Origin of the sequence: Streptomyces sp. NPDC048612, from assembly GCF_043199295.1 — a bacterium.
Taxonomy (GTDB): domain Bacteria; phylum Actinomycetota; class Actinomycetes; order Streptomycetales; family Streptomycetaceae; genus Streptomyces.
In genome coordinates this window covers 28,480-53,916 of the sequence record NZ_JBICVV010000035.1, presented here as the reverse complement: position 1 = coordinate 53,916, position 25,437 = coordinate 28,480, and the positions used below count along the sequence as shown (strand labels likewise).

Annotated in this window: 17 protein-coding genes and 3 pseudogenes; 4 read left to right on the top strand and 16 right to left on the bottom strand. The window is 71.0% G+C overall.

Going from position 1 to position 25,437, the window contains the following annotated elements:
- Positions 1-168 precede the first annotated feature (168 nt).
- From ACGFN2_RS33680 to ACGFN2_RS33635, 10 genes and pseudogenes are all read right to left on the bottom strand, one after another.
- Positions 169-1,161 carry a hypothetical protein gene (locus ACGFN2_RS33680; RefSeq protein ID WP_362613511.1) on the bottom strand — a complete coding sequence of 331 codons (993 nt, stop codon included), beginning with the start codon at positions 1,159-1,161 and terminating at the stop codon, positions 169-171.
- Positions 1,158-2,426, bottom strand: a complete 1,269-nt coding sequence (locus ACGFN2_RS33675; RefSeq protein ID WP_393366602.1) for an MFS transporter — start codon at positions 2,424-2,426, stop codon at positions 1,158-1,160. Before ACGFN2_RS33675 ends, ACGFN2_RS33680 begins: the two co-directional genes overlap by 4 nt.
- 128 nt (positions 2,427-2,554) lie before the next feature.
- Complete coding sequence (locus ACGFN2_RS33670) at positions 2,555-3,457, bottom strand: alkaline phosphatase family protein (RefSeq protein ID WP_393366600.1); 903 nt, start codon at positions 3,455-3,457, stop codon at positions 2,555-2,557.
- Between the two features lie 100 nt (positions 3,458-3,557).
- Positions 3,558-4,763: a S8 family peptidase gene (locus tag ACGFN2_RS33665; protein WP_362613516.1), complete on the bottom strand. Its 1,206-nt coding sequence runs from the start codon at positions 4,761-4,763 to the stop codon at positions 3,558-3,560.
- A gap of 146 nt (positions 4,764-4,909) precedes the next feature.
- The gene (locus ACGFN2_RS33660; protein ID WP_362613518.1) at positions 4,910-5,896 is read right to left on the bottom strand and encodes a helix-turn-helix domain-containing protein; all 987 of its coding nucleotides are present in this window, start codon (positions 5,894-5,896) and stop codon (positions 4,910-4,912) included.
- 378 nt (positions 5,897-6,274) lie between these two features.
- Positions 6,275-6,364, bottom strand: a pseudogene (locus tag ACGFN2_RS33655) (IS5/IS1182 family transposase); the annotation flags it as partial.
- Between the two features lie 188 nt (positions 6,365-6,552).
- Positions 6,553-7,399: pseudogene (locus tag ACGFN2_RS33650) on the bottom strand (IS701 family transposase).
- A 55-nt stretch (positions 7,400-7,454) separates the two neighbouring features.
- Positions 7,455-7,871 (bottom strand): annotated as a pseudogene (locus ACGFN2_RS33645) (transposase); the annotation flags it as partial.
- 374 nt (positions 7,872-8,245) lie between these two features.
- Positions 8,246-9,970, bottom strand: a complete 1,725-nt coding sequence (locus tag ACGFN2_RS33640) for a LuxR C-terminal-related transcriptional regulator (RefSeq protein ID WP_393366611.1) — start codon at positions 9,968-9,970, stop codon at positions 8,246-8,248.
- Positions 9,868-10,527, bottom strand: a complete 660-nt coding sequence (locus tag ACGFN2_RS33635; RefSeq protein WP_393366609.1) for an ATP-binding protein — start codon at positions 10,525-10,527, stop codon at positions 9,868-9,870. The genes ACGFN2_RS33640 and ACGFN2_RS33635 overlap by 103 nt, the downstream gene beginning before the upstream one ends.
- Before the next feature lie 181 nt (positions 10,528-10,708).
- On the opposite strand from ACGFN2_RS33635, the gene ACGFN2_RS33630 reads away from it, so the two are divergent.
- Entirely contained in the window at positions 10,709-10,867 is a 159-nt protein-coding gene (locus tag ACGFN2_RS33630) for a hypothetical protein (protein ID WP_362615235.1), read from the top strand.
- A 316-nt stretch (positions 10,868-11,183) separates the two neighbouring features.
- On the opposite strand, the gene ACGFN2_RS33625 is transcribed toward ACGFN2_RS33630, so the two are convergent.
- Genes ACGFN2_RS33625 through ACGFN2_RS33605 form a run of 5 tightly spaced genes read right to left on the bottom strand, consistent with a single transcriptional unit; the run spans position 11,184 to position 15,364 of the window.
- The gene (locus ACGFN2_RS33625; RefSeq protein ID WP_393366597.1) at positions 11,184-11,750 is read right to left on the bottom strand and encodes a hypothetical protein; all 567 of its coding nucleotides are present in this window, start codon (positions 11,748-11,750) and stop codon (positions 11,184-11,186) included.
- Complete coding sequence (locus ACGFN2_RS33620; RefSeq protein WP_393366595.1) at positions 11,747-13,144, bottom strand: hypothetical protein; 1,398 nt, start codon at positions 13,142-13,144, stop codon at positions 11,747-11,749. Before ACGFN2_RS33620 ends, ACGFN2_RS33625 begins: the two co-directional genes overlap by 4 nt.
- Positions 13,141-13,950 carry an ABC transporter ATP-binding protein gene (locus ACGFN2_RS33615; protein ID WP_393366593.1) on the bottom strand — a complete coding sequence of 270 codons (810 nt, stop codon included), beginning with the start codon at positions 13,948-13,950 and terminating at the stop codon, positions 13,141-13,143. The genes ACGFN2_RS33620 and ACGFN2_RS33615 overlap by 4 nt, the downstream gene beginning before the upstream one ends.
- 32 nt (positions 13,951-13,982) lie before the next feature.
- Positions 13,983-14,807 carry a zf-HC2 domain-containing protein gene (locus tag ACGFN2_RS33610; protein WP_393366591.1) on the bottom strand — a complete coding sequence of 275 codons (825 nt, stop codon included), beginning with the start codon at positions 14,805-14,807 and terminating at the stop codon, positions 13,983-13,985.
- A complete protein-coding gene (locus tag ACGFN2_RS33605; RefSeq protein WP_026169289.1) occupies positions 14,804-15,364 on the bottom strand; it encodes an RNA polymerase sigma factor in 561 nt (186 codons plus the stop codon). The genes ACGFN2_RS33610 and ACGFN2_RS33605 overlap by 4 nt, the downstream gene beginning before the upstream one ends.
- Positions 15,365-15,577: 213 nt before the next feature.
- Between ACGFN2_RS33605 and ACGFN2_RS33600 the strand changes: the two genes are divergently transcribed.
- Positions 15,578-15,829 (top strand): hypothetical protein, encoded by a 252-nt coding sequence (locus ACGFN2_RS33600; RefSeq protein ID WP_393366589.1) that lies wholly within the window; start codon positions 15,578-15,580, stop codon positions 15,827-15,829.
- Positions 15,829-16,818: a glycine betaine ABC transporter substrate-binding protein gene (locus ACGFN2_RS33595; RefSeq protein ID WP_393366587.1), complete on the top strand. Its 990-nt coding sequence runs from the start codon at positions 15,829-15,831 to the stop codon at positions 16,816-16,818. Before ACGFN2_RS33600 ends, ACGFN2_RS33595 begins: the two co-directional genes overlap by 1 nt.
- Before the next feature lie 69 nt (positions 16,819-16,887).
- Here ACGFN2_RS33595 and ACGFN2_RS33590 read toward each other — a convergent pair whose 3' ends face one another.
- Positions 16,888-17,973: a serine hydrolase domain-containing protein gene (locus tag ACGFN2_RS33590; protein WP_393366585.1), complete on the bottom strand. Its 1,086-nt coding sequence runs from the start codon at positions 17,971-17,973 to the stop codon at positions 16,888-16,890.
- A gap of 498 nt (positions 17,974-18,471) precedes the next feature.
- Between ACGFN2_RS33590 and ACGFN2_RS33585 the strand changes: the two genes are divergently transcribed.
- Positions 18,472-25,437, top strand: coding sequence for an SDR family NAD(P)-dependent oxidoreductase (locus tag ACGFN2_RS33585; protein WP_393366583.1), 6,966 nt, complete (start codon positions 18,472-18,474; stop codon positions 25,435-25,437).

Genomic DNA, 25,437 nt, shown 5'->3' with positions numbered 1-25,437 from the left:
GCTCGCGGACCGCTACCGTGCGGGAGTCGTCCTGGCCTCCCTGATTCTCTGGCTCCGTGAAGCGGCCAGGTAATTATTTGTCAGACAGGCTCTAGTGGGTGTCTCTCCGATCATCGGATCGTTGGTCCGGTCGTGAGCCACGCGCGCCGCGGCCGGATCGCCCCGTACTCAGTTCGCCCCGCCGAGGGCCGTCGGCGAATCGGCGTCGTGCAGCAGCATCCGCGGCGTGCCCGAGCCGTCGGCCGGCACCCGCCAGACGTCGGCGCGGCCGCGCCCGCTGGGCAGGGCGTAGGCCACAGTGTGCCCGTCGAGCCAGGCCGCCTGGTCGTCCACGGACCGCGTCTCGGCCAGGGGCGTGACCCGGTGCGTGGCCACATCGAGGACGGAGAGCCGCCAGCCGTGGGAGGGCTGGTCGTCACGGGCCGATTTGAAGGCGATACGGGTCGCGTCGGGGGACAGTGAGGGGCACTCGACATTCGCGCGGAGCGCGCGCAGGGTGCGGTGCGCGAGGTCGCCGCGGACCAGATAACGGTGCCCCTTGGTGGACAGGGTCGCGTAGAAGTGTCGGTCATCAGGGGCGAAGGTGACGCCCCAGATGTTGAGGTCGACGGCGGTGTAGGGCTTGCCGTGCAGGGTGACGTGCCAGTCCTCAAGCGTCGGGACGAGCCGCTGCGTACGGGTGTCGAGGATGCCGGCCCGGGTGGAGAAGCGGCCGCCGTTGTAGGAGTCACCGGCGACGAAGACCGTCCAGGCGACCATACGGCCGCTGGGCGACACCCGGGCCCGGTTGGGCACCCCGACCAGCGGAAGGGTCCGCCGGACCTTCAAGTGGCGGTCCATAACGGCAAGTTGGTAGGTCTTCAGTCCGCCGTCCAGGCGCAGGCACAGGGCAGTGCCGCCGGACGCGTGGACCCGGGTGCAGGAGACCGGTGAGGTGATGCGCCGTCCCCCGGGCCGGTCGGCGCTGACGGAGATCAGGTGGTCACGGCTGCCGGGAGCCGTGCTGCGGGCGATGATCCGCGGACCGGGGGCGACGGACACCGAGGAGGCCGCACCGGCGGCCGCGGTGGGCCGGGCGGCATGGCGGATCGCCAGCGTCGCCAGGACGGCGAGGACGACGGTGGCCACGGATACCAGGAGCACGGGGTGACGCCGGGTCATACGGTGACCTCCTCGACACGGGGACGGGCCAGGACGCCCGCGGTGAGCGCGACGGCGAGCAGTACGGCGCAGGCGGCCGCAGCGGTGGCGGGGCCGGCGCTCCACTGCGACCAGGCAGCCCCGAACGCGACGGACGAGCCGAAGTAGGCCAGCGCCTGCACGGTCTGCACCAACGCCATCCCGGTGGTGCGCAGTTCGGGCGGCAGGGCGGGGCCGGCGAGCGCCATGAGGACACCGTCGGTGGCGGCGTAGAAGGTGCCGTAGCAGCAGAGGGTGAGGACGGTGGCGGCCGTGCCGGACAGCGGAGAGCACAACAGCACGTAGACGGCGAAGAGCATGCCGTAGCCGCACATCAGCATGGACTTGCGGCCGATGCGGTCGGCGAGGGCCCCCAGAGGGGCGGCGAGCAGGAGGTAGACGAGATTGGTACCGACGGCGAAGAGCGGGAACCAGCCCGCGGGCACGCTCTGCCGGTGCATCAGCTGGAGGTAGACGAAGCCGTCGCCGATGGTGGCGAGTCCCAGCAGGCCGGCCGCGTACGCCAGCCGGCGGACGCCGCGACGGCGCAGCAGGTCACCGACGGCACGGGGGCTGACGGTACGGGTAGTGGGCCGCGCCGCACGGTGGTCGCGGGCGAATGCCAGCAGGACGACGACTGCCAGGGCGGCGATACAAAAGCTGGTGATGAAAATCGCGTCGAAGGCGCGGGGCGAGGCCGCCCCGATGAGCGAGAGCAGGCCCAGGGCGACGAGCGGGCCGGCGAACGCGCCCGCGCTGTCCATGGCCCGGTGCAGGCCGAAGGCGCGGCCCAGCACCGTCTCGGGCACCGAGAGGGAGATCAGCGCGTCGCGCGGCGCGCTCCGCAGCCCCTTCCCGGTCCGGTCGCCGACGATGACCGTGCCGAGCGCTCCCACCGAGGACCCGGCTGCCACCAGCCCGAGTTTGGCGAGCGCCGAGATGCCGTATCCCGCGGCGGCGACCGCCTTGCGGCGCAGGGTGCGGTCGGCGACATAGCCGCCCACCACGCGCAGCAGAGCGGTGGCGCCCGTGTAGAGCCCGTCCATCAGACCGTAGGCGGCCGGGCTCATCTGGAGGGTGAGGACGAAGTAGAGGGGTAGTACGGCGGTGACCATCTCCGCGGAGATGTCGGTGATCAGGCTGACGGCGCCCAGCGCCAGAACGTTGCGCCCTACGGCCGCGAAGGCGGGACGCGGTGTTGTGCCCGCCCCGTCTTTCGGTGCTCGTTCGATACTGGACAGGTACACGATTGAGGTCCCCGCCTTTCGTGCTGTTCGGTCTGCTGCTTCTGGTCCCACTGGTCCATCTGTCCCTCCGGCCCGCCCGGCCCGGGGCCGCCGCCGGGTGACGACGGCGGCCCCGGTCCGGCATCAGGTCACTCCGCGGTCCAGATGTCGCTGAGAGGCGCCTTGTCCGCCGCGCCGCCGAGCGCCGGCAGCCCGTACATGTCCTCCAGCGTGCGCAGGACGCTGTAGTGGTTGATCTGCTGCTTCGACTCGTAGCCGACCTTCACGTGCGCGCCCACGAACGAGGTGTAGATCTGGTTGACCGAGGTGAAGTTGTCCTCGTCAAAGGTCACCACCAGCAGGCTGTTGTGGGTCTTGGCCCACTGCGCGTAGTTGTCGAGGTGGTCCTTGAGCCAGGAGTCCCCGGTCCCCACCGAGCAGTCGTGCATGTCGTGGCACATGTCGGGCACCACGAACGACACCGTCGGCAGCTTGCTGTAATCCGAGGGGAAGCTGGAGTACGGCAGGTGGTGAGCGGAGTCGCCGACCGTGGGGAAGTCTGCCCAGGGGGCATGCTTACGGCGGTAGTTGCCGCTCTTGCAGCCGGTGTAGCCGGCTTCGGGCAGGCCCTCCGAGTACGCCTTGAAGGTCTTGCCCGCGTCGATGAGCTGCTGACCGAGATTGCCCTTGGAGAAGTCGTTCGGGCAGCTGTCGTCGTCGACGCCCTGCATCGAGCCGGAGAAAAGACCGATGTAGTTGGGCTGGCTGGGGTGGGTCAGGCCGAACGAATTGGCGGACAGGGCACCCTGCTTGGCGAGCGAGTTGAGGTAGGGCGCCGCGGAACTGCCCTTTATGGACGTGTAGTTCTTGTTCTCGAACGGTACGACCACGATGTGGTCGTACCGCGGCAGCGAGGCGTCCGCCGCCGTGGCGGAGGCGGCTGTCGTCGTGCGCCTGCCGCTGTGCTCGTCCGGTTCGGACGCGAAGGCGCTGGCGGCCACCAGTGTCAGGGCCACCGCGGCAGCCGTGGTGGCGAGGTGGGCGAAACGCATGAGGTACCTCCTGGGGGTGGGACGGAAATGTGCGGTGGAGCCGTGGGGGGTGAGGGAGTGACGTATGAGCGGGGCGGTTGCCCCAGAGGGACGGCAGGCGTTACCGCACGCCCAGGCCGCCGGTGAAGAGCAGCCGGTTGGGGCTGCCGCTGCCGGCGTCGGAGACCTTGCCTTCCGTGGCGTTGTCGAGGAGTGCCTGGTGGACCTCCGCAGGGGAGGCGTCCGGGTGCGCGGAGAGGTAGAGGGCGGCGGCCCCGGTCACATGCGGTGCGGCCATCGACGTGCCGGTAAGGCTGTGGGTGTCCGTGTCCCCCGTGTACCAGGCCGAGAAGATGCCCGTTCCCGGGGCGAAGAGGTCGGTGCAGGAGCCGTAGTTGGAGTCGGAGCGGCGCCGGTCGTCGGACGTGGCGTTGTTGACGACGAGGGCGGGGGCGATGTCACCCGGTGAGTTGTCACAGGCGTCGGCGCCGTCATTGCCCGAGGAGACGACCCAGGTGACCCCGGAGGCGATAGACTTCCCGATCGCGCTGTCCTCGCTGCTGTTCTTGCCGCCGTTGATGCTCATGTTGACCACGGCGGGCCGGCCGGCATGCGCGGTGATCCAGTCGGCCGCCGCGATGATCGACGACGAGGAGCCCTTGCCGCTGCAGTTCAGCGCGCGCACGGACACCAGCTTGACGCCCTTGGCCACGCCGTAGTCCCTGCCGCCGATGGTGCCGGCGACATGGGTGCCGTGACCGGCGCAGTCCTGTCCGTTCTGCCCGTCGCCCACCACGTCGGCCCCGACGGATGCCCGGCCCTGGAACTGACTGTGCGAGGTGTGGATACCGGTGTCGACGACATACGCCGTGACCCCGCTCGCCGTCGTGGCGTACGAGTAGCTCTTGTCCAGCGGCAGGGCCGCCTGGTCCACCCGGTCGAGCCCCCACGACGGCGGGTCGCTCTGGACAGCGGAAGCCTGGACCTCAGCGTCCTCCTCCACGTAGGCGACACCGGGATCGGCCGCCACCCGGCGCGCCTGATCGGCGCTCATCGCGGCCGCGTAGCCCCTGAGCACCGTCCCGTAGGTCTGCCGGACGGCACCGCCGTGCGCCTTCACGAGGCGGGCGCTCTCGTCCCGCACAGAGCGGGCGGACAACGTGCTGTCCTTGAGCACGACGACGTACCGGCCGGGAAGGGCATGGTCGGAGGTACGGACGGCGGGAACGGACGGCGCGTCCTCCGCATAGGACACGTATCCGGCGAGCAGGGGGGCCGCTGCCGAGAGGGCGACGACCGTGGCGAGCCTTGATATGCGCAGGGGCACAGCTACTCCAAGGGGGATGCGGGGCCCGGAAATCGCGGGCACCCATTGGTGTACCGGCCGCTCAAGGGCAGTGGCGGCACAGTTGTGTCAGTGGCACAGGTGCGCAACCCGCATCCGGCGCCGCATCCCCTCGGGACGGGAGGCCGTCAGATCCACTCCTTGCGGGCGGCGTGCAGGGCGAGTTGAAACCGGCTGGTGGCACCGGCGAGTTGGTAGAGCCGCTCCGTGTGCCGGGAGAGGGTGCGGCGGCTGATGCCCAGCAGCTGCGCGATGGTGTCGTCGGTGACCCCCGTCCCCATCAGCTCCAGGATGCGGCGCTGGACCGGGCGCAGCGCGGGCGGCACCTGTTGGCTGAGGTGCATGGGGTGGCCGGAGCGCCAGGCCGTCTCGAACAGCCCCAGGAGCGCGGTCAGCAGGCTCGACGGTCGCACCAGAAGCAGCGCCTCATTGGATTCCGCCTCGACGGACGACATCGAGACGATCGCCAGCCGCCGGTCGAAGACGGTGAGTTTGACCGGGACCGTCGACAGCACCCGGGCTTGCTCCCCGGCGGCAATACACGGTTCGATATTGACCGCGTAATAGGTACCGTTCTGGACCGCGGAGCTGGAATACACCACGCGGTACTCCACACCCCGTGCGAGGTTTTCCACCTCTACGTCATTCGCCCCGCCGTCCGTGTGATAGGGCGGGGAATCGAAGCGGACCACTTCGGACTCGACCGCTTTCTCGAACTGCCAGATACGATCCACGATCTGTGGTCCGGTCACCACTTCCACGAGATCGTCGGTGGTCTGCGCACCCGTGCAGCGCCGATAGGCGCGGTAGGCGTGCAACGCGGCCAGCTGGGCCTCCCGGACCTCGGCCGACCGGATGTGCACGAGGCGGTCCAGCGCGATGCTGGGCTCCGTGGGAGACAGCGGGGCGGCATCGTCGGCACCGCCGGCGACCACCAGCCCCAGGTCTATCAGCCGCCCGACGGCTTCCTCCACCTCCGCCCGCTCCCACCCCAGCAGCTCCCCGAGATTCCCGGCATTGCTCCGCCCGGCCTGCAACAGCGCCTGGAACAACTCGGCTTCCCGCTGCGCCACCCCGAGATCCCTGAGATATGCCGACAAATCCCTGTCATTCACATGACCCCCCGCGGTAACGGACTTCGATTGACGAACAGGCCGCGACGGCCGTCATCGTGACACGCGACAATCGACTGTCAAGTCGAATGAGCAATTAATTCCAAGAAACCACAGAAAGGATTTCTTTTGGCGCGGACCGACGTCGGCGGATATCGCCCCGAGTGCCCCAAAAATCCATGCGGAGAGGGGGTCTGACGGTAAGGCAGCTGCGCCCTTCAGGGAACGGCAAATGGGCCGGCGAGACAGGTGGCGGCGACCGTCACCACCCTCCTCGGCGGCACCCCGAAGAAGCTGCACCGCACCCTATGACCCGGAGCGCCGCGCCACTGCTTGAGGCGGTTGATGCAGCGTTCGACAGTGTTCCGCTGCTTGTGGCCGCGCGAGGGTCTCAAAGGTGTGGCGGTGATCGGCCCACGGCCTGCCCCGGATCGGATCAGCCGGCATGAGCGGCTCGATCCGGCCCCACATCGCATCAGTGCTCACCAATCGGACGGACGCATCCGATCAACTGACCAATCCATCAAAGAGACACCGCCTAGTAGTGCTTTGTCAGGTGGTGTCGTAGGGCTGCCGTGGCACGGTCTGTTGGCAGGGGGGCAGGTCCCGGTCCAGGTGGCCAGGAGGTGCTGGAGGAAGTTTCAGGGCCTGGTAGAGGGTCAGGCCCTGGCAGAGGCTTTTGGGCTCCTCCGCTGTTCGGTCAGGAACAGGTGGGCGGCGGTGACTAGGGTGACGTGCCGGTGCCAGCCGGCAAAGGAGCGGCCTTCGAAGTGGTCCAGGCCCGGAGCGGTCTTCATCTCCCGGTAGTCGTGTTCGATGCGCCAGCGGGACTTTGCCAGGCGGACGAGGTCTTTGACGGGCAGGTCGGCAGGCAGGTTCGAAATCCAGTACTTCACCGGCTCGTCCGCGCCTTCGGGCCACTGAGCGATCAGCCAGGCCAGAGGGATCGTGCCCTCCCGCGGCCGGCTTGGGCCGCCGCCTCGCCAAACGGACCCGCACCAGCACGAAGTGCGAGCTCATCGCGGCTTTGGAACCCTTGCGCCAGAACACGGTCCGGCCCTGGTGGCGACCTGCCGCCAGGACGTGTCCGCGTAAGGAGATCGGACGGGTAGCGCGGCAGCGGCCTGGGACCCACTCCGCCGTAGGCGGGCTGATGCGGTTCGGCTGCCGGGCCACTCCTGGTGAGGCGGTTCCGTCCTTGGGGAAGCCGGTGTCGTCCACCACCCATACCTGTGGCCGCACGACCCGCACTGCCCGCCAGGCCAGGCGGGCCCGCACGTCCTTAACCGGCCAGGTCGAGGACGTCATGAACTGCTGCAACTGCTGGTGATCGATTCCCAGGCGCTCGGCCATCGGCTGCATCGACTTGCGCCGCCCGTCCAACAACAGGCCCCGCAGGTATAACCCGCCCTTGGCTCGCTGATCACGCCGCCCCAACGGCGCGAACACCTCCCCGGCGAACTCCTCCAACTGCTGACGGCACCCGGCAAGCTCCCCAGCCCTCATACAGCCAGCGAACTACCGAACACCCACCGCGACAAGACCACGTAACAAAGCACTACTAGGCAGTTTCGTTTGGATCACCGGCGGACCAGAGGAAGATGCCTGCGATGTGGAGGCCGGCCAGGTAGATGGCTGCGGTCTTCTCGTAGCGGGTGGCGATGCCGCGCCACTGCTTCAAGCGGTTGATGCATCGTTCGACCGTGTTGCGTTGCTTGTATCTCTCGCGGTCGAAGGCGGGTGGCCGGCCGCCCTGGCTGCCTCGGCGAAGACGGTGGCTTTGCTGGTCGGCCGGGACGGGGATCACCGCGCGGATGCCGCGCTTGCTCAGGTGCTCGCGGATGGCGCGTGAGGAGTACGCCTTGTCAGCCAGGACCACGTCCGGCCTGGTGCGAGGCCGTCCACGGCGGCGGGGCACACGCAAGCGGGCCATCACCTGCGGGAAGGCGGGAGCGTCTCCGGCTTGTCCGGCGGTGAGAGTCCGGGAGTAACGGCTCGATCCGCGCCCACTGCGCGTCAGTCAACGGCACACCCGGACCAACGAACCGATGATCCGAACGAAACGGCCTAGCCGCCGGACGGTAGGACTGGTCCGGCTATGGAGTCCGGCTATCCCCTCAGGCCAGTCCTCGATCTGCGCGACCGTCAACGATTCATCACACAGTCAGCCCAACGACCAAGACGAAGCCCCGTCACGCCACATGCGGTTGCAGTACTAGGGCACGGTGACAGCACCGTCGTGCGGTTGCTCGCCTTCTGGCCTCCAGGCTCTTCACATCTGTCAGTGCGCCATGCGGGAGGCGCCGTGGATTTCAGCAGGTAGCCGACCGCACTCGTTTGACCTCGTAGCCCTTACCTTCGCCCCGCGCACAGAGGGTCTGATTCATCGTGCTCCCCCTGACGCGGTGCGGAGTTCTCCACCACCCAAGTGGCGATCTGGGTGCGTGAGTCGAAGCCGAGTACGGCGAGCAGGCGATACACGTGTCCTTCCACCGTGCGTGGGGACAACACCAGCTTGGCGGCGATCTGCTTGTCGGTCATACCTTGCGCAAGCAGCTCGATCACCTGCCGTTGTCGTCGCGTCAGGGCCGTTGGTGGGTGCTCGGGCCTCAGTGGGGTCGGCGGGGTGGGGGGCTCGCCGAGTGCGTAGTGGGTTGCCTGGTCCAGTGTGAGCTTGGTTCCCCTCTTCACGGCGGCGGCATAGGCGGTATCGCCGAGGGAACCGCGCAGCCGGGCTTCGCATTCGCTGTGGTAGTGAAGGAGGCGGCCGAGGCTGGGCAGTGCGATGCCGACCGACAGCCAGGCTGTTTGGGCGGCACCTAGGAAGGCAGCGGCCTGTTCACCACGTCCGTCCTGTGCTGTGGCCCAGGCCAGGGCCTCAAGACACTGGGCCACGCCGAGGAGATTGCGGCCGGATCGGGCGCTGCGCAGCCCGTCCTGGAGCAGCGGGATCGCTCGCTGGGTGTCCCCACGGAGCCAGTGCTGGAGCCCGAGGAGCCACAGCGCGTAGGAGCGGGACCATCGCGCATCGTGGGCGTCGCACAGGGCCAGGCACTGTTCCGCCATTGCGGAGGCACGCGGGTCGCCGGTCAGACAGTAGGCAAGGGCGAGGAAGAACAGGGCCATCCACTCAGCCCACAGGTCCGTGGTGGCCCGGTGGCGGTCGAAAGCCTCCTCCAGCAGGCGCACCGCTGCGGGGAGGTCTTCTCGGAAGAGTGCCGTCAGTCCAGCGAACTGCACGGCGTGGGCCAGGGATTCCGCATCGCCCAGCCGTTCCGCAAGGTCCTGGCAGGCATCCGACCGGGCCTGCGCGGTGGAGATATCGCCGAGCAGTAGGGCCAGCCAGCCGTCGACCCTCAGTGCTCTGGCTCGGGCCGGGGTCGGTTCGGTATCCCGTGCGAGGGCCTGGCCGAACCAACGGCGTTCTTCCTCCAGATTGCCCGCGCCCAGCGCGTTGCCCCACAAGGAAATGGCCAGGACGAGCCCGGCGTCCACCTCGTGCGGTGTGTTCAGGCAGAACTCCAGGGCCGCGCGGATGTTGGCGCGCTCCAGGCACAGACGGGTGGACCAGGTCTCTTGGCGTGCGCTGAACCAGTCAGCTTCCGCCCTGGCGGCGAACTCCCGGTAGTGATCGCGGTGTCGACGCTGTACGGCTGCCTCCTCCCCGCCAAGGCGCAGGAGATCGCGGCCGTATTCACGGATCGTCTCCAACATGCGGTAGCGCCCCAGGCCGGGCTGCATCTCCATGGTCAGCACTGACTTGTCCAGCAACTCCGAGATGACACCGAGGACTTGCTCGCGGGCGAGCTTCTCGCCCGCGCAGACCGCTTCGGCCGCTTCCAGGTCGAAGCCGCCACAGAAGACGGAAAGGCGTGCCCACCCCCACTGCTCTTGGGGTGTGCACAGGTTGAAGCTGCAGTCGATCGCCGCGCGCAGCGTCTGCTGCCGTGCCGGCGCGGCGCGACTTCCCTGATTCAGCAAATCCAGACGGTCGCCCAGAACGGTGAGGAGCTGCTGAGGACACAGCACCCGCAGCCGGGCTGCCGCCAGCTCGATCGCGAGCGGGAGACCGTCCAAACGGTGGCAGATGCCGGCGACGGCCCGGCGATCGTCCGCACTGAGTGTGAATTCGCCGAGGACGGCCGAGGCCCGCTCCACGAACAGCTGCACCGCAGCATGGCCTTCGGCGGCGGTGGCCGGTCAGGATTCGGCGTCGACAGCGGCGGCACGGTCAGCAGGGCCTCGGCGTCGATGCCGAGTGACTGTCGACTGGTCACCAGCACCTTCAGGCCGGGCGCTGCGGCAAGCAGCGTGCGGACCAGGACGGCACTGGCGTTGAGCAGGTGTTCGCAGTTGTCCAGCACCAGCAACAGCTGCTTGTCCGCGAGGTGGTCGACCAGCACCGTCATGACCGGCAAGGCCGATGTGTGGTCGAGACCCAGCGCAGCCAGCACCGTCTGTGCGACCAGTGCCTCGTCCTCCACCGGCCCCAGGTCCACCACCCACGCTCCGTCGGGAAAGGAGCGTCGAACGTCGCGAGCTATCCGTAGCGCCAGGCGGGTCTTGCCGATTCCTCCCGCGCCCGTCAAGGTCAACAGTCTGCTGCGAGTGAGCAATGTCCGTGCCTGCGACATCTCGCGCTGTCGCCCGACGAAGGTGTTGGCTTCCGCTGGTATCCATCCAGCATCCCGTCTTGAACCTGCCATGGGACTCGCCCCGTCTTCCTCGGTGAACTCGTTGCGGCAGTCGGACTTACGACGAGTTCCACGCTGGACCACCGCCGTCGGACAGGAGTGCGCCGCGTAAGTCCGACGTATGGGGACCAGGGACCGCTGCCCGTCGGCCGACGACGCATGCGCGGCGATGGACGGCGTCCTCCCCCTCCGCCTGCGCAGGGTGTTCTCCACATTCGTCCAGGCCGGCATCATCCGCGAGGGCCCGAACCGGGACTCCCACCTCAAGAAGCGCGGCTAGGGCTGCACGCACGTCCGGGCGGTTCTCTCCCCGGCCCGTCGGCGGACCGGCGTTCTGTGGGCGCTTGTGCACGACGGCAGGACAGTCACCTCCGCTCCGCCGGTCGCGCAGGAGGCTTGGCTTCGTCATGGAGAGGCTCCCGGAAACGAGGCGGATGATTCGACTCATTCTTAAGGCGCCGGATCGGGCTGGTCTTCGTCCGGTAGGCCCATCACCGGACCAACCGCTGGTGGCACCCGCATCCCGGCCGTCATCCTCAGGTCTCACCTTCGGCCTGAAGAGCGCGGTGCCCGGGCCTCGGCGCGGGGCGTGTCCGTTACCGTCTTGGGCCTGCGATGGCGTACACCACGGTGCCGCTCGCGAACAGGGCCCACGCGGTCCCGGTGGACGCCGTCGTGGCAGGGGAAGAGATCATCCACATGACCACGTCTCCCGCGGTGCCGCCCGGAGCCGGTCCGAAGAGGGTGAACGCGAGCCAGCAGGTCGGCAGGGTCCATGCGAACTGTGCCCCGCACAGCGCCGCCCCGAGCGCGGCCAGGCCGACCAGGCCCGCGCTGTCCCGGACGACGACCTCGGCGGGGGCGAGCTGCACTCCCGCCGCCTGGACCGTCAGCAGCGCCGCACCGGCGCACGCGCCGGCCAGCAGCACGTGCGCCGCCCGGCGGGGCATCCACCGGATCGCGGCCGTCCTCTCCAGCACGACGTCCCACCCACCGAGCCCGACGGAAGCGGCCGCCACGTTCGCGGTGAGGACCAGGACCGCCATCGCCTGATCCTCCGGTCCCGGGCTGTGGAGGGACCACACCGCCAGCGCGACGAGCGCGACCGCGGCGGCCGAGGCAGGCACTTGCCGTGAACGGGCGTGCAGGATCAGCCACCTCATCGCGTCGCCTTCCCCGCCAGCACCGCAAGCTGGTGGTCCGCCGCGCAGGAGAGGCCGGCGGTGTGCAGTGCGGCGATCCGCGAGCGCTGCTCGGCCGGTGACAGCGCCGTCAGCCGCTGCCAGGCGACGTCGGCGTCCGGCCAGATCGTGCGCACGTACGCGTCGCTGCCCCTCTCCGCCAGCGGTCGGAGCCGGGAATCGTGCAGGGCCCAGCTCGCGGCGACGCTCTGGACAGGGACGTTGCCTCGCCCCCCGCCCTCCCGGTCGTCGTTCCCGTAGCAGCTGGGTGCCAGACCCTGGGCGATCAGCGCGCGGGTCAGTTTCCCACCTGTCGCATCGGCGAGCAGCCGGTCGTCGAAGTCGACCAGCACCACGTCGCCGGAGGGTTCGCGTTTGTCGGCGATCGCGCGCAGCCTGGTGTCCTCCCGTACCGCGTGCGGTGCCTTGTCGCCCAGGACCTCGTGCAGCACGCGCAGCGCCTCCTTGCCGCGCCGGGCGAGCTCGGGCAGGCGTGAGCGGTTCGCCTGCGTCACGCACACCGGTCCGTCACAGACCAGGGCGGCGGCGGCCTTGTCGACGACGTAGGTGTCGCGGGCAGCGGCCGGGAGGACCAGCAGGGCCAGGGCCGCACCGGCCAGGACGGGGATCACCGCGAGCAGCCGGGCCCGGCGGGTCACGGCCGACAGCAGTGCGAAGCCGGTGGCGAGCAGGCCGAGCAGCCAGAGCGTCTGGCCGAGGTGCACGGAGCCCGACAGGGTCAGCAGCATCTCCCGCGGCTCCGCGGTCACCGGAAGCAGCTGGGCGAGCCGGTTCGGCGCGATGCTCGACGGCAGTGTCCCGTCACTGTTCTGCTGGAGAAGGGCCGTCAGCGTGAGGAAGCACAGGACCAGGCCCGGCGGGGTGAGCACGGAGGGCAGGGCTCGCGCGACGCCCATGCCGAACACGGCACCCGCGACGAGGGCCAGCGCCGCCACGAGTGAGATCGGCAGCCAGTCGAGCGGCGTGTAGGTGGTCCGGCCGAGGGCCACCTGGACCCCGCCGACGAGGACCAGGAGGCCGAAGCCCGACGCCAGCGCGAGCGCCATCGCACCGGCCGTCAGCGCCGCACGGCGCCAGGCCGGCCGCGGCACGGTCGTCAGCAGTTCGGCCATCCGCGCGCGGGCTTCGCGCAGCCCGTACACCGCTCCCGTGCCCACCGCGAGCGGCCACAAGAAGGTCAGCAGGGACCGGGTCCACAGGGCCATGGAGGTCCACTGGGCCGTCCACCCCGCGGTGCCCCTCCACCAGAGCCCGTCGTACAGACAGAAGATCGCCAGGCTGCCGCCCAGGACGACGATGCCGGGCCACGGGGCGACGGAGCGCTTCAGCTCGATGCGCAGCACACGTCCGGTCACCAGGCGCCTCCCCGTTGCCCGGAGTTGCGGAGCAGCGCCGAGTAGCCGCGCTCCAGCGGGCTGTCGCCCGGGAAATCGGTGCTGCCCGCCGCGGCCAGGTCCTCCGGCGTGCCCTGGAAGACCAGGCGGCCGTCGGCGAAGAGCACCACGTCGGAGCAGGCGGCCGCGACGTCCTCGACCAGGTGGGTGGAGACGACCACACAGGTGTCGCGGCCCAGTTCCTGGAGCAGCTCGCGAAAGCGCAGTCGCTGCGCCGGGTCCAGTCCGGCCGTCGGCTCGTCCAGCAGCAGCACCGCGGGGTCGTTGACGATGGCCTGGGCGATGCCGGCCCGCCGCACCATGCCGCCGGACAGGGTCTTCATCCGATGGTCGGCGCGGTCCGCCAGGCCCACCCGTTCCACGGCCCGCTGGACGGCCGCGGGGACGTCCGCCTTCGGGACCTCCTTCAACCAGGCCATGTACTCGACGAACTCGCGCACCGTGAAGCGCTTGTAGTAGCCGAGGTCCTGCGGCAGGTAGCCGATCCGGCGACGCAGGGGCCGGTGGTCGACCATCCTGCCCAGGGAGGTGCCGAGCAGCTCCAGTTCGCCCTCGGTGGGGTGCAGCACGGTGGCCAGCGCCCGGATCAGGGTGGTCTTTCCCGCACCGTTGGGCCCCAGGAGGCCGTGGGTACCGATGCCCAGGGAGAGGTCGAGCCCGTCGACGGCCATCTTCTTCCGTCCGACGCGTACTCTCAGGCCACTGGCCCGGATCTGCCAGGCGTAGGTTTTCGGCGCGGTGTCGGCTGCGCTCGTGATGGGCGTCATGCGGTAGTCCCTTGCGAGGGTTGACGATGGTTTCACAGCGTTGAGTACGCGTTTCTGCGGGCGATCACGGCGCCGATGCCGAGCGCCAAGAACAGCCCCCACGCGGGCAGTTGGTCCGGCTGCAGGACACGCTCCAGGTCCACGGGGCCGTGGTCGGTGGCCCACGCGAGTGCCACGACGACGCCCCAGGCGCCCACCAGCCCGGTGGCGGCGCGGGTCACGCCGACCACGCTGCCCAGCGCCAGGGCGGTGGAGGTGAAGGCCAGGGAGGGCAGCAGCCACTGCGCGGCCGACATCGTTCCGGTCAGCCATCCCTCCACCACGAGCGCAGGCAGGACCACCATGAGAACCGCCGCGGTGCGCCGGAGGAGCAGGGGCAGGCCGGCTCGGGCGGTCGAGGCCGTCAGTTCGTGCGCCGGGTCCAGGCCGCGCGACCACGATGCGGCGACACCGCACAGCGGCAGCACGGGTGCGATCGCCAACACGGGAGAGACGCCGCCGAAGAAAATGGGCCGCGCGACTGCGTCCAGCAGCAGCGCCATCAGGGTGACGAGGACGGTCATGGCCAACCACGGGGCCATGACCGGCGTCAGCCAGGCAGCGGCCCACCTCGGGCGGTGTCGCCGCGAGGGCGCCCTGACGGCTGCGTCCAACTGTGGTTCCAGACCGGCCCGGACGGTGTCGACGAGCGCGGCGATGCCGGGCGCCTCGGTGGCCACACAGGCCGCCAGATGGCTCCGGCACAACGCGCAGGTCTCCAGATGGGCCTCCAGCGCCCATACCGTGTCCGCGGCCATCGCCGCGTCACCCCGTGCGTAGTCGTCGATCAACTGCCTCGACGCGTGTTCCCCGCTCATGTCAGCGCCTCCCGCATCGCGATCCGGGCCCGGCGGGCGCGGGTCTTGACCGTGCCTTCGGGCAGTCTGAGCAGGACGGCGGTCTCCCGTATGGAGAGCCCGTCGAGCACCGTGGCCCGCAGCACTTCTCGGAGTTCCGGCGCCAGCCGCCGCAGGGCGTCGCCGACGTCGCCGCCCACGGTCCCGGCGAGTGCCTCTTCCTCCGCCGCGGGCACCACCGCCCGCTCGGCGGCGGCGACCGGCGGTTCGGCGTGGTGGGCACGGCGCCGGAACGCGTCGACGAGGCGACGCGCCGCGATCGTCCACAGCCACCCGACGGCCGTCCCGCCGACCGCGCTCCCGGCGAACGCGCCGGCCGCGCGCCACACCGCCAGATAGGTCTCCTGCATGACCTCGGCGACGATCTGCTCGTCCGCGCAGCGGCGGCGCAACCGCACCGCCAGCCACGGCGAGGTGCGCCGGTACAACTCGTCGAACGCCCCGCGGTCACCTCTGGCCACCAGCCGGACAAGGCGTTCCTCGTCCAGTTCGTCCAGTGCTCTCCTGCGTGATCTCACACCAGCCAGACGCCCGGTGCGGCGCACAGGTTCTGGATCTGCTGTGAACTGGGTCACACTTCTCGCGGGCCAAGGGATACGACCTGGTTCGTAGCGGCGTGTTCCCGTGCCGTGTGCTGCGCAGCGGCCGTAGCGCGCGTGGCGCCACCGCGTCCCGTGACGCTCCGCCGCGCCATGGGCTACTCCGTCCAGGCCACGGGTATCTTCCCGCACATGACCGTCACCGAGAACATCGGGCTCGTATCGAAGATGGCCGGCCGGCCCCGCGCGAAGGTACGGGACGGGGGCGAGGAGATGGGCAATACCGTGGCCGGCCCGAGGGCCGCCGACCCGGCACGCCCGGAGGCGGCGCGCGGTATCGGGATGTCGCCGCTGTTGAGGCTGTTCAGGGGCGAACTGCCCCTGGCCGACCAGCTGATCCTGGCGGGCGTGCGGCTAGGTCCGCACGGACCGGAGGTGGACTGATGCGCCTGACCCAGGTTCGGACGGCTGTCGCGGGCGCGGGTGCCCTGCTGCTCGCCGCCGCAGCGCTGAGCGGCTGCGGACTGACCAGCGGCAGTCCACTGGCCGACTCGGTGCAGCCCGGCTCCATCGGGAAGGGGCGGCCACTGGAGGGCGCCCAACTGACCGTGACCTCAAAGGAGTTCACCGAGCAGATCATCCTGGGCCAGATCATGGGGCTGGTCTTCAAAGCGGCCGGCGCGGAAGTCCTGGACCGGACGAACATCCAGGGCTCGATCGGTGCCCGCGAGGCGGTCAAGTCCGGTGCGGCGGACGGGATGTACGAGTACACCGGCACGGCCTGGATCACCTACCTCGGGCACACCAAGCGGGTCGTCGACCAGCACGAGCAGTGGGAGGCCGTACGCGAGGCAGACCGCCGCAACGGCGTCACCTGGCTGCCCGCCGCCCCGCTCAACAACACCTACGCGCTGGTCGCGAACCAGGCGAATGCGCAGAAGTACCGGCTGCGCACCCTCTCTGACGTGGCACGTCTGACGAAGAAGGACCCGGGCGCGGCGACGATCTGCGGCGGAAGCGAGTTCTCGGTGCGCGAGGACGGCCTGCCGGGCGTGGCGAAGACGTACGGATTTGCCCTCCGGCGCGGAAACTTCAAAAAGATGGACGACGGCGTCGTCTACACCCAGGTCGCCGAGGGCGCGGCCTGCGCCCTCGGCGTGGCGGCCACCACCGACGGCCGCATTCCCGAACTCAAGCTGAAGGTGCTGGAGGACGACCGGCACTTCTTCCCCAACTACAACGCGGCACCCGAGATGAACAGCGCCACCATGAGGAAGTACCCGGCCATCGCCGACCTCCTCGCCCCGATCACCAAGCGGCTGACGGGGGCGGAGGCCCAGCGGCTGAACGCGCGGGTGGATGTGGACGGGGAGGACCCGCACGAGGTGGCGAAGGACTGGCTGGTGCGGGAGGGCTTCATCCGGGAAGGCTGACAGGCGGGTTCGCGCGAGCGTCCGACGGCGGCCAGGAGCCCGATCGGCTCGCTGCTGCCGCTTCGCTTTCTAGCGTCGCTCCGCGGGCTGGTCCGGCTTCACCGCCCTCGACACCTCTGTCAGCAACGACTCGACGTCCGATCCCCAGCGCGAGCTGATCACCAGGTCTCGTGCACGGTCGATCCACAGCAGATGGCTGCCGCCGTTTCCCCGGGCGCAGCGCCCGGACGCCGGGGCTTCGGGCCAGACGGTGCGGTCGTCGTTCAGCCACCAGGACAGCCCGTAGTTCCGCTTGACCGGGCAGGGCGTCCACATCTCGTCGATCCAACGGCGGGAGACCACCTGCCGGTCGCCCCACCTCCCGCCCCGCAGGCAGAGGTGGCCGATCCGAGCCAGGTCGAGGGCGTTGATCCACAGGCCGCCGCCCCAGTGTGCACCCCCGGACACCACGGGTACGGCGTGGCCGTCGATGTCCAGCACGGACTCGCTATAGCCGTGCCAGGACCACGAGGGCGAGGCCCCGATCGGCTCCATGATCCGGCTCCGCAGCACCTCCGGCAAGGACCGTCGCAGGAGCGCCGTGAGTGCCAGGGCGGTCAGGTTCACCCGGACGTCGTTGTACGCCCAGCCCTCTCCGGGAGGGCCTCCCGCCGACTCCGTTCCCTCCCGTGTGCTCTGGGCGTCGACCGCCGTGGGCTTCCCCCACAGCTCGCCCTCCCACTGGCTGGTCTGATCCAGGAGATGGCGCCACGTGATCCCGCGTCCGTGCCCGCCCGCGAACTGCGGCAGGTCAACCAACCGGCAGACCGGCTCGTCCAGTCGAAGCCGCCCGTCATCGAACGCCACACCCGCCACCAGCGACAGGACACTCTTCGTCGCGCTGAACGCCATCTCCTCCTGTGCCGGGTCCCCCCAGGAAGCAACGACCACGCCGCGTCTCAGGACGACGCCGCCGGCCCCCTGACCGTCGAGCAGGGGACCCACCACGTCCCGGTGGGAGTCGTCGGACACCTGAGCCGCCAGATACGACGCCATGTCCTCCACACCAGGCACAGGCCGCTCGGACTGCGCCCTGGCGGCGCGCGCCAGGCCGGCCGCGTCCACCCCCGCCCAGGGGTCGCCGAGTTCGACGCCGCCCTCCAGGTGCTCCCCCACGCCACCGCTCGTCGCAGGCAGCGAACTCGCGAAACCATCTCCTTCAGATCGCGGCATCCTTGTGTCCACCAGGTCTCCGTTCATTGCCAGACGGCTGGGGAGAGCCGAGCCTGCGCGGTTTCCCACATCCAACCAGACGGCTCTGGAGGGTAGTTACCTCATGGGTGGTCATCCGTACCGCGCGCAGAACACCGCAGCATCGCTGAGGAGGAGACGGCAGAGCTGCCCACCCCGATCAGCACCCGGGCCACGGCCGAACCGCCGACGTCCTGCCCCACCCGGAGTACCGCGCTCGGCGTCGTGCGTCCGCAGGCCCGCGATCTGCAGAGTCTAGGGATGACCACAGTATCCGGCGCTCCCCGGGCCGTACTTGCTCGGTGTTCGTTGACGCGTGAGCGGCCGCCTGCTGAGGCTGTTGTCGACCACCGCACCGCAGGCACTCGGGATGGTGTCCCGGCAGCTGCGGGTATCTCCTGTGCCCACTTTTTCGGAGTTTCTGTGACGACCGCACGCCTGACGGATGCTGTCCTGGGGATCAGTCCATTCGGGGAACCCGATCCGAGAATCGTAGCCGCCGTCTGCCGGGCCGGCGGGCTCGGTGTCCTCGATCTGGGCAGGGGTGACAGGCGGGCCAGGGAGGCGCTGGAGTCGGTCCGGCAGTGGGTGTCGCGGCCGTTCGGGGTGCGGGTGGCCGCCGGGTGCGCCGTCACCGCGGCCGAGTTGGTGAGCGATGGGGGCGGGGTGCACACGGTGGTGCTCGGCGCGCGGGCGGCGTTGCGGGTCGAGGACCTCGTCGCCGGACATCGCGTGCTGGTCGAGGTCACCAGCCATGCGGAGGCGCTGGAGGCGGCGCGGAGCGGCGCCCACGGGCTGATCGCTCGCGGGAGTGAAAGCGGGGGGCGGATCGGGGAGTTGAGCACCTTTGTGCTCCTCCAGCAGCTGATGGCCGACCCGGCTCTGGACCTGCCGGTCTGGGCCTGCGGCGGGATCGGGCCGCACACCGCAGCGGCCGCGGTGGTCGGCGGGGCGGCCGGAGTCGTGCTGGACACGCAGCTTGCCCTTCTGGCGGAGTCCGGCCTGCCGGACGATGTCGCTGCGGCCGTGCGGAACCTGGACGGTTCGGAGACGGCCGTGGTGGCCGGGCACCGGGTGCTGTGGCGCCGGGGGCCGGACGCGCCGGCGGTGCCGGACGACCCGGTGGAGGTGGCCGGGCTGCTCGGTGCCGGGGATCTGCGGACGCAGCTGCTCCCCGTCGGGCAGGACGGCTTCCTGGCCTCCCGGTTCGCCGCGCAGTGGCGTGATGCCGGCGGGGCGGTCCGTGCGGTCACCGCCGCCATGTGCGACGCGGTGCGGGAGGACGCGCCGCTCGACGCGCTGCGCGACGGTTCCGCGATGAGCCGGGCCCTGGGTACGCAACTCCCCCTCGCTCAGGGGCCGATGACCCGGGTCAGTGATCAGCCGGGGTTCGCCGCGGCGGTCGCGGAGGACGGGGCGCTGCCCTTCCTGGCGCTGGCGCTCGCCGGTCCGGAGCAGACGCGCACCCTGCTGGAGCAGACGCGTTCCGCACTGGACGGCCGGCCCTGGGGGGTGGGGGTGCTCGGCTTCGCTCCCCAGCGCACCAGGGCCGCGCAGCTGGAGATCATCCGGGAGTTCCAGCCGTCCTGCGCGATCATCGCGGGCGGCCGGCCCTCGCAGGCGGCCGCGCTGGAAGAGGCCGGTATCGATACGTTCCTGCATGTGCCCTCGCCCGGCGTGCTGCGGCAGTTCCTGGACGTCGGCGTCCGCAAGTTCGCCTTCGAGGGGTCCGAGTGCGGCGGCCACATCGGGCCGCGGAGCAGTTTCGCGCTGTGGGAGGCGCAGATCGGCGTGCTCACCGAGTTCCTCGACGCGGCCGAGGACGCCGAGGGCGACGCGCTGCGGGTGCTGTTCGCCGGCGGGATTCACGACGCACGTTCGGCGGCGATGGTCGCCGCGCTCGCCGCTCCGCTGACCGCTCGTGGCGTGGCCGTGGGCATGCTGATGGGTACCGCCTATCTGTTCACCGAGGAGGCGGTGAGCCATGGCGCGGTGCAGCCGCTCTTCCAGCGGCAGGTGCTCGCGGCGCGGCGGACCGAGCTGCTCGAAACGGCGCCCGGCCACACGACGCGGTGTGTGACCAGCCCCTTCACCGACAACTACCTGGGCATCAAGGAGGATTTGCGGTCGCAGGGCGTTCCGGAGCGGCAGGCGTGGGAACAGCTGGAACGGCTCAATGTCGGCCGGCTGCGGATCGCCAGCAAGGGCGTGGAACGGGTCGGCGAGGAGCTGACCGAGGTGGACGAGGCCCGGCAGCTCGTCGAGGGCATGTTCATGGCCGGCGAGGTAGCCGTGCTCCGGAACCGGGCCACGACGATCGCCGAGCTGCACGCGTCCGTCAGCGGCGCCGCCGCCGACTTCTACACCGAGCACGCGGCGCGGGCGCGCGAACGGCTCGGTGTCGCCCCGCAGCCGGGCGAGGAAGTCCCCGCACCGGCCCCCCTGGACATCGCCGTGGTCGGCATGTCCTGCATGTTCCCGGACGCGCCGGACCTCGCCGCCTACTGGGCGAACGTGGTCGGAGGAGCCGACGCCGTCACGGAGGTGCCCACCGAGCGGTGGGACCCGGCGGTCTACTACGCGCCCGAGGCGGACGGCGGCCACACCGATTCCCGGTGGGGCGGTTTCCTGCCGGACATACCGTTCGATCCGCTGCGGTACGGCATTCCGCCGTCCTCGCTGGGCAGCATCGAGCCGGTGCAGCTGCTGTCACTGGAGGCGGCGCGTCTGGCGCTGGAGGACGCCGGGTACGGGGAGCGGGACTTCGACCGGTCCCGGGCCGCCGTGGTCTTCGGCGCCGAGGCGGGCAGCGACCTGTCCCACACCGCCGCGCTGCGCTCGCTGCTGCCGGCCTACGTGGGGCAGCTGCCGCCCGAGCTGGACGCACAGCTGCCCCGGCTCACCGAGGACTCCTTCCCCGGGATGCTGGCCAACGTCATCTCCGGCCGGATCGCCAACCGGCTCGACCTGCGGGGGATGAACTACACGGTGGACGCGGCCTGCGCCTCCTCGCTGGCCGCGGTGGACGTGGCGTGCAAGGAACTGGCCGCCGGCACCAGCGACCTCGTCCTGTGCGGCGGCGCCGACCTGCACAACGGCATCAACGACTACCTGCTCTTCTCCTCGGTCCGGGCGCTGTCCCCGACCGGCCACTCCCGCCCCTTCGACAGCGCGGCGGACGGGATAGCGCTGGGCGAGGGCGTCGCCTGCCTGGTGCTCAAGCGGCTTTCCGACGCGGAGCGCGACGGGGACCGCGTCTATGCCGTGATCAAGGGTGTCGGCAGTGCCAGCGACGGCAAGTCCCTCGGTCTGACCGCACCCCGTGCCGAGGGGCAGCGTGCCGCGCTGGAGCGCGCCTACCGCAACGCGGGGATCTCGCCGACGGAGGTCGGGCTGATCGAGGCGCACGGCACCGGGACCGTGGTCGGCGACCGTACCGAACTGGGCGCGCTCACCGAACTGTTCACTGAGGCCGGAGCGGCGCCCGGGAGCTGTGCGCTGGGGTCGGTGAAGTCGCAGATCGGGCACACCAAGTGCGCCGCCGGTCTGGCGGGTCTGATCAAGACCGCCATGGCGCTGCACAACGGCGTCAAGCCGCCCACGCGGCAGCTGGAGCGGCCCAATCCGGCCTGGGACCAGGAGAGCAGTCCGTTCGCCTTCCACACCTCGGCGCGGCCGTGGGCGGCGCGGCCTGCCGAGCGGGTCGCCGGGGTCAGCGCCTTCGGTTTCGGCGGCACCAACTTCCATGTCGTGCTGCGGGCCCACGACGAGGGGCCGCCGCCGGTGCAGGGGCTCGACTCCTGGCCGGCCGAGCTGTTCGTCTTCCGTGGCGCGGACCGTGACGACGCCGGCCGGGCGATCCAGGAGCTGCTGGATCTGTTGCAGCGGAACGAGCGGGACGGCCGCCCGTGGCGGTTGCGTGACATCGCGGTGACCGCCTCCCGCCGCTGCGACGCCTCCCGGCATCCGGTGCGGTCGGCGGTCGTGGCGGGGGACCTGGACGAGCTGGCCGTGCTGCTCGGGCGGGCGCGGGCGGGCGAGCACGATCCGGCAGCGGGGGTCTTCGCCGCCGGCGCGGACGACGGGTCCCTGGACAGTGCGGCGGACGCCAAGGTGGCGTTCCTCTTTCCCGGCCAGGGCAGTCAGCGGCCGGACATGCTCGCCGACCTGTTCGTCGCCTTCCCGGAGGTCCAGCGCTACCTTCAGCTCGGCCGCGAGTGGGCAGCGGACCTCTTTCCTCCGGACGCCTTCGACCCGGCCGTCGCGGCCGGGCAGCGGGCCAGGGTCACCGACACCACGGTGGCCCAGCCCGTCCTGGGCATGGTCGGCCTGGCCGCGTACGACCTGTTCAGCCGCGCCGGTGTGGTCCCGGACATGGTGGCCGGGCACAGCTACGGCGAACTGGTGGCGCTGTGCGCCGCCGGGGCGCTGGACCCGGCGACCCTCCTGGAGCTGAGTGCGCGGCGGGCCGAGGCGATCGTGTCCGCGGCCGGGCCGGAGCCGGGTGCGATGGCCGCGGTGTCGGCCGGCGTCGAGGACGTCGCCGGTCAGCTCGACGCGGCGGGTCTGGCGGACCGCGTCGTCATCGCGAACCACAACGCGCCCGAGCAGGTCGTCCTCTCCGGGCCCGCCGACGCCGTCGCGACCGCGGTGGAGCGGCTTCGCGCGCACGGTTTCGGCGCCAAGACCCTCCCGGTGGCCTGTGCCTTCCACAGCCCGGTCGTCGCCGGTGCCGCCGAGCGGTTCGCCGGGGCACTCGCCGAGGCGCAGGTGCGCGCACCGCAGACGCCGGTGTGGGCCAACCGCACGGCGTCCGTCTACGCGCCCCGGCCCGAGGACGTACGCACCGAACTGGCCGCACAGATCGGCGCACCCGTCCGGTTCACCGAGCAGATCGAGCGGATGTACCAGGACGGGGCCCGCGTCTTCGTCGGGGTCGGTCCCGGCTCGACGCTCCCCTCCCTCGTGTCGGCGATCCTCCGGGACCGTCCGCACACGACGGTCGGCTGCGAGACGGCGGGCGGCCGGGGGGTGCGCGGTTTCCTCGGCGCGCTCGCCCAGCTGGCCGTGGCCGGCGTGCGGGTGCGCACCCGCTGGCTGTTCGACGGCCGCCACGCCACCGACCTGCGGCACACGACTCCCCCCGAACGACCCGGCTGGACCGTCAACGGGCACCTGGTGCGTACCCGTGACGGCAGCCCGCTGCCCGGCTCTCTCAGGCCGGCCCGACGTATCCAGGAGATGTTGGTGACGACGCCCGACCCCCACGAAGCTGCCGTCAGCCCGGACCGGATGGTCTCCGAGTTCCTGCGCACCAGCCGGGAGATCGTCGCAGCGCAACGCGATGTGCTGCTCACGTACTTCGGCGCCGCGGCGGGCACCCCGGCCCTCGCACCGCCGGTCCCGCCGATCGCCGTCCACCAAGCGCCCGTCCCGGTCCCACCGGTCACGACCGCCCTGGTCGAGCCGGTCACGTCGATGCCGGCCCCCGGCGGCCCCGGCCCCCTCGCGCCCGTCCCGGAGGCAGTCTCCCCGCCGGCGCAGGCGGCCGCCGCTGCCGCGCCGCTCACCGAGGAGGACGTGCTGCAGACCATCCTGGGCCTCATCAGCGAACGCACCGGCTATCCGGTGGACATGATTGAGCCCGATCTCGATCTGGAGGCCGACCTGAGCGTCGACTCGATCAAACGGATCGAGATCGCCGGTGAACTGGCCGCCCGGGTCCGGTCCGGCAGTGCGGAGGGGGCGGGCGTCTCCCAGCTCGACGACGCGGAGCTGGACGCGCTGTCCGCGGCCCGCACCGCCTCCGGCATCGCCGGCCTGCTGATGGCACGGCTGCGCGGCGGCGAGGAGCAGTCCCCCGAGGACCGGAGCCCGGCGGAGACGGTCGCCCACCCGGCCGTGGTGGAGGTGGTCGCCGAGGCGCCCGCCCGGCTGCTGCTGCGGCAGGTGGCCCTTCCCGAGCCGGCCGCCGACCCCGGCACTCTGTCCGGAAAGCGGTTCGCGCTGCTGGGCGGGGACGGCCCGGTGGGTGAACGTCTGGCGTCCCAACTCACAGCGTACGGTGCGGAGTTCTTCGTACGTGACGGTCAGCACCTGCTGACGGAGCAGGACGGCCCGCTGGACGGTGTGCTCCACCTGGAGGCGCTGACCGGCGCCGAGGAGCCGTTGCTGCCGGAAGCGTTCCCGGTGCTGCAGGCCGCGCTGCGGCGCGGGCCGCGGTGGCTGATCACCGCCGTCCCCGGCGGGGCGGCCGCGGACGACGGGCGGCCGGACGGGCTGCGGGGGATGTTCCGGACGATCGCCCAGGAGTATCCGGACACGGTCGCCAGGATGGTCGAGGTCGCCCCGGACGAGGCGGCGGAGGCCATGGCGGCCACGCTGGTCGGCGAGCTGCTCGCCCCCGACCGCGCCCCGGTCGTCCTGCGCTCCTCCGGCGGTCGGTACGGCCTCGAACTGGCCGAGACCGGCCTCGGCCGGCTGGGCGCCACGGGAGCCGGACCGGCCGGCGACGGTGCGGCCGAGGCCACCGCGATCGGCCTGGACCGGGACGCCGTGGTGCTGTTGGTGGGCGGAGCCCGGGGTATCACGGCACGCTTCGCCGCGACCCTGGCGGCGGCCGCCGGGTGCCGGATCGAGCTGGTCGGCCGGACCGTCGCACCGAGCGGCCCGGAAGACCCGGCCACCCGGTCGGCGCCCGACCGCGAGACGCTCCGGGCCACCCTGGCGGCGCACGGCAACCGCACCCCGGCCGAGATCGAGCGGACCGCCGGGCAGATCCTCGCGCAGCGCGAGATCAGCGCCACGGTCGACGAACTGCGCGCTCTGGGCAGTAAGGTGCGCTACCACTCGGCGGACACCCGGGACACCGAAGCGCTGCACCGGGTGGTGAAGGACATCCACGCCGAGCACGGCCGGCTGGACGGTGTGGTGTACGCCGCCGGGGTGATCGAGGACCGGATGCTGGCGGAGAAGGACACCGAGTCCTTCCGGCGGGTGTTCGACACCAAGGTCGACGGCGCCCGCACCCTGCTGGAGGCGGTGGAGGACCTGCCAGGACCTCCTGGCTTCACGGTGTTCTTCGGCAGCATCTCGGCCGTTCTGGGCAGCCGCGGCCAGGTGGACTACGCCGCGGCGAACGACGCCTTGCAGAGCATGGGCAGCCGCTGGGCCGCCCGCACCGGCTCCCGGCTCCTCACGGTCCACTGGGGACCGTGGGCGCCCACCGGTCAGCACACGGGCATGGTGACCCCCGAGCTGGCGCGGGAGTACGCCCGCCGGGGCATCCGGCTGATCGACCCCGAGGAAGGCACGCTCTGCCTGCTGCGCGAGCTCGCCTGGGGCGAGCACTCGGCCCAGGCCGTCGTCTACACCGCGTCGGGGTGGTGA

Excerpts from the sequence above, each read along its gene's own strand:
- ACGFN2_RS33610 (WP_393366591.1), bottom strand. The coding sequence starts at position 14,807 with ATGAGCGGGGAACACGCGTCGAGGCAGTTGATCGACGACTACGCACGG.
- ACGFN2_RS33670 (WP_393366600.1), bottom strand. The coding sequence starts at position 3,457 with ATGCGTTTCGCCCACCTCGCCACCACGGCTGCCGCGGTGGCCCTGACA.
- ACGFN2_RS33630 (WP_362615235.1), top strand. The coding sequence starts at position 10,709 with ATGGGGACCAGGGACCGCTGCCCGTCGGCCGACGACGCATGCGCGGCG.
- ACGFN2_RS33615 (WP_393366593.1), bottom strand. The coding sequence starts at position 13,950 with ATGACGCCCATCACGAGCGCAGCCGACACCGCGCCGAAAACCTACGCC.
- ACGFN2_RS33625 (WP_393366597.1), bottom strand. The coding sequence starts at position 11,750 with ATGAGGTGGCTGATCCTGCACGCCCGTTCACGGCAAGTGCCTGCCTCG.
- ACGFN2_RS33600 (WP_393366589.1), top strand. The coding sequence starts at position 15,578 with ATGACCGTCACCGAGAACATCGGGCTCGTATCGAAGATGGCCGGCCGG.
- ACGFN2_RS33595 (WP_393366587.1), top strand. The coding sequence starts at position 15,829 with ATGCGCCTGACCCAGGTTCGGACGGCTGTCGCGGGCGCGGGTGCCCTG.
- ACGFN2_RS33635 (WP_393366609.1), bottom strand. The coding sequence starts at position 10,527 with ATGTCGCAGGCACGGACATTGCTCACTCGCAGCAGACTGTTGACCTTG.
- ACGFN2_RS33680 (WP_362613511.1), bottom strand. The coding sequence starts at position 1,161 with ATGACCCGGCGTCACCCCGTGCTCCTGGTATCCGTGGCCACCGTCGTC.